This is a genomic window from Desulfobacula sp., assembly GCF_030611305.1.
Lineage (GTDB): Bacteria > Desulfobacterota > Desulfobacteria > Desulfobacterales > Desulfobacteraceae > Desulfobacula.
On the sequence record NZ_JAUWQB010000119.1, the window covers coordinates 1 to 8,339 of the forward strand.

Below are 8,339 nucleotides of genomic sequence, written 5' to 3' on the forward strand. Positions count from 1 at the left end.
AAATTATTCTGTTTTCAGCTTAAATTATATGAAAAAAATGAAACTATTTACCCCAGAATAATTGAGCCATGAATCTGTGTGAGATAGTTTGAAAAGCTCTCACAAATTCATAACATCAATTATTCTGAAAGGTACCAGACAGGGTAACAAGATTGTTTAATAAATATTATCAAAATGAACTCTACAAATTAAGGGAGCTTGCCAAAGAATTTTCCAAAGCACATCCTGCTGCAGCTCCCATGTTGGCCAGTGAGTCTGTCGATCCGGATGTTGAACGTCTGCTTGAAGGAACCGCTTTTTTAACTGGTCACCTTCAGCATAAGATTGATGATGATTTCCCGGAAATTATCCACGGGTTAATGGATATTGTCTATCCCCATTATCTGAGACCGGTTCCCTGTACGTCTATTATATCGTTTACACCCAAGCCGTCCCTCATTGAAACAATCAGGGTGCCTTCGGGGACCTATTTGTCTTCAAAAGAAAAGAACGGTATTAAATGCATGTTTCAGACCTGTTTTGATCTTGATGTTCATCCTCTGAGAATTGTGTCAGCCAAAACTCTGGCCAGGGAAAAGGAATATAAAATGTCCCTTTCCTTTCAACTTTCAGGGATTTCTCTGCCGCAGTGGAATCCAGACAGACTGTCTTTTTTCCTTTCCGGAGCATATGCAAAAACATCGGATATCTTTGCGTGTTTTACACAGTTTGTTTCCAAGATTAAAATTATTACGCCAAACAATTCGGAAGCTTATATTCTGCCGGAAGGTGATTTTAAATCCCTTGGTTTTGAAAAAGCCAATTCTCTTTTTTCTTATCCGGCTCAATCTTTCTCCGGTTTTTCCCTTTTACAGGAATATTTTATTTTTCCCCAGAAATTTTTAGTTTTTGAATTATCCGGCTTAAAGAACTGGAAAAATAAACCAGATGGAAATCAGTTTGACATTGTATTTGAATTCAAAGACCCGTCCTTTGATCTTCCAAGTGTGTCGCCTGATAATTTTTCTTTATTTTCGGTTCCAATCATTAATATTTTTCCCTTTGAGGCCGAGCCGGTTGTGATGGATCACACAAAGGAAAAAATCAGGGTACGGCCATCATCCAAGACCGGGACAGGATACCAGATATACAGTGTGGACAAGGTCACAGGGTTCACCCAGGGAAGTGTCAAGCCGATTGAGTATAGGCCCATGGATTATTTTTCATTTGATACCCAGGATCAGTCCTTTTTTAAAGCAATCCGGCAGCTTTCTCCCATTACCAATGCCTATGAAGTTTACCTGAACCTGACCTATGCAAGTCAGAAAAGCGATTATAAACAGGAAACTTTAACCGTGGATCTGACCTGTACAAATGGTCCGGAACCCGAATGGCTCATGCCGGGTGATATTTGTGAGCACACGTCCAATTCACCGGAACTGCTGAATTTTGCTAATATTACCGCACCAACTACAAATGTTGAACCCCCTCTGGAAGGGGATACGCTTTGGCGGCTGCTGTCACATATGTCTTTAAACTTGCTTTCCCTGAAAGATGCGCCAAGTTTTAGAAAAATCCTTCAATTGTATATTTCCCAGAACAGCCGGGACAAGGGAATGGTTGCCGCAAATCTTAAACGGATACAGGGTATTCTGGATTTTAAGATTGAGAATGAGGACCGGCTGATCCGGGGAATGGTTGTCAGAGGGGAAAAGATTACAATTTCCCTGAGCAAGGATGCGTTTGCATCCAAAGGAGATGTTGTGGTATTCGGCGCGGTAATTGATGAATTTTTCAGCAGGTACAGCAGTATTAACAGTTATACGCGATTGATTATTAATGAAACCATTTCAGGAGAATCTTTTTCATGGCTGCCGAGGATCGGGAACAAAAGTTTGAAATAACTGAAAAACTGATCGCAAAGAGTTCTTCTTTTTCCTTTGCCCAGGCAATCCGGCTTTTATTGCATCATGTTTCTTTAAACCGGAAAAATGATTTCAGCAGAAATGATTTTTTAGAAAACCAGATACGAATCAGACCGGAACTCTCTTTAAGGTTTCCGGGAACGGATATTACACAAATAGAAAAAATCGGGGATGAACCACTACAATATCTGATTACAGCCACTTTCCTTGGGCTGTATGGAACGTCCTCTCCTCTCCCGACCTTTTACACGGAAGATCTTATTGAAGAATTTAACAATGATAAATCAATAAAGCGTGACTTTATTGATATCTTAAATTATTCAATTTATCCGATATTTTTTAAAATATGGAGTAAATACAGACTATTTTATAAAATATGTGAAGAAAATGATGAAACCGTCATCAATATGATTTATTGTCTGCTTGGTCTTGAAAACAAGCAGTTGCGGGAACAGATATACAATACTGAAAAATATTTCAGATATACAGGACTGATAATTCAGTTCCCAAGATCTGCAGAGGGGCTTATATCCATCATTGAAGACTGTTTTAATCTGAAAAACCGGATAAAGATTAACCAATGCGTTTTAAGAAAAGTATCCATTCCGGATGATCAGCATTCTTTGTTAGGCATATCATCCTGCACACTGGGACAAGATTCTGTCATAGGGGATGTGATCAATGATATCACAGGAAAGTTTCAGATGGTGATTACGGATGCCAATGCCGATATCCTTCATCTGTTTCTTCCGGATCAACAGCTATTCCTGGAATTAAAACAAATGGTGAATTTTTATGTGAATCAGCCCCTTGAGTGGGAACTGGTTATAGAACTTCAAGAAAACAACATTGAAACGGCACAACCTGGTAATGAAAGGTGGTCAAATTTAGGATGGAATACATGGCTTGTTCCAGAAAACAGTATTCCTGATAAAGTGGAAACAAGATTTTCAGCCATATAAAAAATTATAATTTTAAATAGTAATTTCTATGAACCTATTTTTATAAACAAAGGGAGGGTGACAATGGTTAATGTTGATACAAAATCTTTACTTCTCCATTTAAATGACTTTTGCACAAATACATTACAGGGAGGGGCTGGATTATGCGTTTCCAGAACACACTACGAGGTATCAGTTGAACATTTTTTGCTCAAGCTCTTAGAGGACTCAAGATCTGATCTGTCCATGATATGCCAGCAGTTTGAAATTGAAGCGGGACTATTGCAGAAAAAAATTGAAGCGGCTATTGAAGAATTTAAAACAGGAAATTCAGGTAAGCCTGTTTTCTCCCCAAGGCTTCTCGATCTGTTCCAGGACGGATGGATGATTTCTTCCATTGAGCTTGAAGAAGGCAAAATCAGATCCGGTGGCATTCTGCTGGCACTTTTATCCAGACCGCTTTCCTATATTACAGGAAATTACTCCGATATTTTAAAGAAAATAAACAAAGACACCCTGGTGGAACAATTCTGGGGTATCACCAAAGGCTCTGCTGAAACCCTGTCCACAAAAGAGAAAATTGCAGCAGGGGCTGCTGCCTCTCCTTCCAGGGGAGGTGAAAGTTTTATTGCCCGCTTTTGCAATAATTTCACAGAGAAAGCCGAACAGGGCGGGATCGATCCTGTTTTTGGAAGGGATGAAGAGATTCGTCAGATGATTGATGTTCTGGCAAGGCGAAGAAAAAACAACCCTATTTGTGTTGGAGAGCCAGGAGTTGGGAAAACAGCTGTGGTTGAAGGGCTTGCCTTGAGAATTGTCCAGGATGATATTCCTGATGTGCTGAAAAATGTAACCCTGCTTGAACTGGATATGGGGCTTTTGGAAGCTGGAGCAGGCATGAAAGGGGAATTTGAAAACAGGCTCAAAGGAGTGATCAATGAAATAAAATCCTCTGAAACCCCTATTATTTTATTTATTGACGAAGCCCATACCCTTATAGGGGCCGGTGGAAGTGCAGGTGGAGGGGATGCTGCCAATCTTTTAAAACCAGCGCTGGCAAGGGGTGAATTGCGTACTGTTGCGGCCACCACCTGGGGTGAATATAAAAAGTATTTTGAAAAAGACCCGGCACTGGCAAGAAGATTTCAGCCCATAAAGCTTGAAGAACCAAGTGTAAAAGATACAGAACTGATCTTAAGGGGTTTGAAGCCTGGATATGAAGATGCCCATAAAGTCATCATAACAGAAGGTGCTGTAAAAGCTGCTGCTGAATTTTCCGACCGTTATATTACCGGAAGATTTCTTCCTGACAAGGCAATTGATCTTTTGGACACAGGATGTGCCAGGGTAAAAATAAACCTGTCAACCAAACCGCCTGCTCTTGAGGATAAGGAAAGGTCCATCCAGGCTTTTGAAAGAACCAAATCCGCCATGGAACGCGACCGGAACAATAATATGGAATTTGACCCTGATGAGTATGATTTAATCGTAAATTCCATAGCAGAATTTGAATCCCGGGCAAATGAAATCAGACAAAGCTGGGAAGAAGAAAAAGAGGCTGCCCAGATCGTGCTTGATTTGAGAAAAACATTGCAGGATTCCGACAAAAACGATCTTAAAATAGTGGAAGATCTTAAAGCCCGATTGAATGATGCAAATAAAGCGCTGGCCCAAACTCAGGGAGACAACCCTTTGATGCAGCTTGAAGTAAACCCGGATGTTATTGCACAGGTTGTTTCTGACTGGACAGGGGTTCCTTTGGGGAAAATGGTGCAGGATGAGGCAGAAAGTATCCTCAACCTGGAACATCTGTTAAACAACCGTGTTAAGGGTCAGGATCATGCACTTGCTGCAATTGCAGAAGTTATCAGAGCTTCCAAATCAGGGATAAAAAATCCAAATCAGCCCATTGGGGTATTTCTTCTGGCAGGTCCCAGTGGTGTAGGAAAAACTGAAACCGGTCTTGCCATAGCAGAGATTCTTTTTGGCAGTGAAAAAAACAGTGTGACCATAAATATGAGTGAATTCCAGGAAAGCCATACGGTAAGCCGTCTCATCGGATCTCCTCCGGGGTATGTCGGATATGGGGAAGGCGGCATGCTAACAGAAGCCGTCAGGCAAAAACCCTATTCTGTTGTTCTTCTGGATGAAGTGGAAAAAGCCCACCCGGATATATCAAATCTGTTTTACCAGGTGTTTGATAAAGGTATTCTGACAGATGGAGAAGGCAAGGAGATCAATTTTAAAAATACGGTCATAATACTTACCAGTAATCTTGCAACGGATATTATCCAGGAGATGACGGCAGATGAAGAAGAAATTTCAATTGACGCGGTAACTGCTGCCATCAGGCCGATGTTATCAGAATATTTTAAACCTGCACTTCTTGCAAGAATGAATGTACTTCCGTTTATCAGCCTGAGACCTGACGCAATGGCCCTTATTGTTAAATTAAAATTGAATACTGTTAAGAAAACCCTGTTGGCTAATAATAAAATTGTATTTAATTATTCTGACAATGTTATGGAACAGATAACTGCAAGATGTACTGAAGTTGAAACAGGCGCCAGGAACATTGATTACATCTTAAATGCCAACATTTTCCCAAGGATTTCAAGGGAGCTTTTATCAAAAATGAGTTCAGGTGACATGCCTTCTGAAATCCTTCTTGATCTGGATGAAAGTAACGAATTTACAATAGAATTCACTGAATAATTTTTAAAGCAAAAAGGATAACCAAAGGGAGTTATTGATGCAAAAAAAAGTATGGATTACATCCATGTCCAGGGAGAAAAAGCAGATTACAGGTCTGCTTAACCTTACTAAAAAATACGGGCTTGCGCCTGACGGGCATTTCTGGGTGGATGACCTGCAAAAAATGGCGTGGCAGGCGCCATTGGAAAACCTTCTTGCCAAGGATACGGCCCTTTGGGTTATATCCTGTACACAAAAAAATCTTGAATCAGAGTCCGTAAGATATGGATTGTCACTTCTTTGCCTTTCATTACAGCATATAAAGGGAATTGGGTTTCCGATACTATTTGTCTGCCCGGATGAATCATTAAAGATAGAAGATCTGCCAACTCCATTCAGGGGATGTGACATCATCAAATCAGATAATAAATCTCTGGCTGCCAAGATGACAGCAAAGGCAAACACACCGGTTAAAAAAATCTCCACTGAATACAGGATCAATATCCATGCCAACCAGGGCTATGGCATCTGGTTTGAATTAGGCCCTGCAAAGGGGACAACATGGAATGGTGTGTTGGCAGGTGGCTTGACATCTGAGGCAAATGCCCATGGAGTGGGACCAAAAGATTCCATTCCCCTGAAAACAATTCTGGAATATCAGATGCAGGGGCTCAAACTGGAATCAGGCAAAGATCACTACACAGCCTGGGCTGTAAAAAATATCATTGATGAAAATCAATCCTATTATGTAAGATTTACAGATATTCCCGGCAGTATATTATTTGGTCAACTGCCGGATGAGGAAGATGAGGCTGATTTTCATTTATTAACGCTTGTATGAACTGTTATATTTTGGCTTGATGAATACAAAATTTACAATTGAGATTCACCGGAAGAATCACAACTTAAATTATGGGGTGAAAAAATGTCCTTATTAACCCAAAAAAAATTTTCTTTTATCTCCAGGGGAATGGATAAAAAAACATTTACAGTTGTCAGCTTTAAAGGTTTTGAAGCGATTTCCAAGCCCTATAAGTTTGAAATATTACTGGTTTCTGAAACTACGGATATTGACCCCTTAGAGGTTTTGCAAAATCCTGCCATATTTACCATCCATCGGGATGATGAAGAAGATGTGGAATTTAACGGCATTCTGATGCAGTTTGAAGAGACTCAAGAATATGACGGCTATCTTTTTTTCAGGGCTGTTCTTTCACCCAAGGTCTGGTGGCTTTCCCTGACCCATCACAACCAGGTGTTTCTGGAGTTATCTGTTCCGGATATTATGGAAAGTGCCTTAAAAGATGGCGGACTGAAATCGGGAATTGATTTTTTATTTGATTTGAAGAATACTTATCCGCCACTTGAATATGTCTGTCAGTATGATGAGTCTCATTTTGATTTTGTTTCCAGGTGGGCTGAACGGGAAGGGATATACTACTTTTTTGAACAAACTCCCAGTGGAGAAAAAGTTATTTTCACTGACGATAAAGTCGAACACAAAGATTTGCTGTTAGGTAAAGATCTTATTTACCTGCCACAGTCAGGGCTTGATTCGCTTCACACAAAGGAAGTGATTAAAAATTTTTTCTGTAGGCACAATATGTTGCCTCAACGGGTATATTTAAAGGACTATAATTATCTTAAACCATCCCTTGCTGTAGAGGGCATTGCGGATGTGGATGAAAACGGTAGGGGTGAAAACTATATCTATGGTGAACATTTTGATACGGTTAAGGAGGGGAATCGGCTGGCTAAAATAAGAGCGGAAGCTCTTCTGTGCAGGAAATCAATTTTTCACGGAGAAAGTTCTGTTCCATATGTCGTACCTGGATATACCTTTGATCTCAACGACCATTACAAGGATATATACAATAGAAAATACCTGGTAAGCGATGTTACCCATGAAGGGCATCAGGCAGGGTATCTTATTTCCGGAATAAGTACGGTATTGGAACCCAGAGATGAGCAGATGTTCTACTCAAACACCTTTACGGCTATCTACTCAGATGCACAGTTCAGGGCAGAGCATTTAACCCAGAAACCCAAAATATCCGGTACCATAAATGCAAAAATTGATGCAGCAGCCAGCGGAGAACATGCTGAGCTGGATGAGTATGGAAGATACAAAGTGATTCTCCCCTTTGACAAGAGCGGTAGATTTGGCGGTAAGGCCTCAGCTTTTTTTAGAATGATGCAGCCCTCATCTGGCCAGAACCAGGGGATGCATTTTCCTTTGCATAGAGGAACAGAAGTACTTCTTACATTTATTGACGGTAATCCGGACCGTCCGGTAATTGCTGGAGCCATACCAAATCCTGAAACATCAAGCCCTGTTACTGATAAAAATCAAAAAAAGTCAATAATAAAAACTGGTAAGAGCCCTATGATTCCATCAACTACCGGCGCCTCTTTTATAGATGTAAGAGCAGGCAAGCCGACAATGGCCAAAAACAATTATATTGAGTTTGATGATGGAGATCCTAATTATATCAAAATTCATTCCCCAGGGAATTTATGGCTTGAAGCTAAGGACAGCAGATATGGGGAATATCATGCTGAGCCGAGAACTGATGGCGAAACAAAAGAAACAACAGATAAAGATCCTAAAATTGGTGATTTACTTGCACACTTCGAAACTGATTACAATCCTAGCGGTATGCTTCATAGACAAGAATTGACGGCGCAAACTAATTTTAACCCAAGTTCGTCAAAACAAATTACAGACACCCGTCGGTAGGGAGTCGGTCACTATTTATGGTCACTACTCATTTCGCATTGTATAACTTCCTTGGAAGGG

5 protein-coding genes are annotated in these 8,339 nt (G+C 40.4%); all 5 read left to right on the forward strand.

The features are described 5' to 3' along the window. Window positions 1-152 precede the first annotated feature (152 nt). The 5 genes from tssF (at window position 153) to QAI40_RS15935 (ending at window position 8,279) form a co-directional block, all read left to right on the forward strand. A complete protein-coding gene (gene tssF, locus QAI40_RS15915; RefSeq protein WP_299983678.1) occupies window positions 153-1,883 on the forward strand; it encodes a type VI secretion system baseplate subunit TssF in 1,731 nt (576 codons plus the stop codon). Beyond that, window positions 1,847-2,866, forward strand: coding sequence for a type VI secretion system baseplate subunit TssG (gene tssG, locus QAI40_RS15920; protein ID WP_299983680.1), 1,020 nt, complete (start codon window positions 1,847-1,849; stop codon window positions 2,864-2,866). Before tssF ends, tssG begins: the two co-directional genes overlap by 37 nt. A gap of 63 nt (window positions 2,867-2,929) precedes the next feature. Continuing rightward, the gene (tssH, locus tag QAI40_RS15925) at window positions 2,930-5,560 is read left to right on the forward strand and encodes a type VI secretion system ATPase TssH (RefSeq protein ID WP_299983682.1); all 2,631 of its coding nucleotides are present in this window, start codon (window positions 2,930-2,932) and stop codon (window positions 5,558-5,560) included. 37 nt (window positions 5,561-5,597) lie between these two features. Next, window positions 5,598-6,380, forward strand: coding sequence for a hypothetical protein (locus tag QAI40_RS15930; RefSeq protein WP_299983684.1), 783 nt, complete (start codon window positions 5,598-5,600; stop codon window positions 6,378-6,380). A 129-nt stretch (window positions 6,381-6,509) separates the two neighbouring features. Next, window positions 6,510-8,279, forward strand: a complete 1,770-nt coding sequence (locus QAI40_RS15935; RefSeq protein WP_299983686.1) for a type VI secretion system Vgr family protein — start codon at window positions 6,510-6,512, stop codon at window positions 8,277-8,279. The last annotated feature ends 60 nt before the right edge of the window (window positions 8,280-8,339 follow it).

Bases quoted from the DNA above. Each gene is read 5' to 3' on its own strand.
- tssG (WP_299983680.1), top strand. From the start codon at position 1,847: ATGGCTGCCGAGGATCGGGAACAAAAGTTTGAAATAACTGAAAAACTG.
- QAI40_RS15935 (WP_299983686.1), top strand. From the start codon at position 6,510: ATGGATAAAAAAACATTTACAGTTGTCAGCTTTAAAGGTTTTGAAGCG.
- QAI40_RS15930 (WP_299983684.1), top strand. From the start codon at position 5,598: ATGCAAAAAAAAGTATGGATTACATCCATGTCCAGGGAGAAAAAGCAG.
- tssH (WP_299983682.1), top strand. From the start codon at position 2,930: ATGGTTAATGTTGATACAAAATCTTTACTTCTCCATTTAAATGACTTT.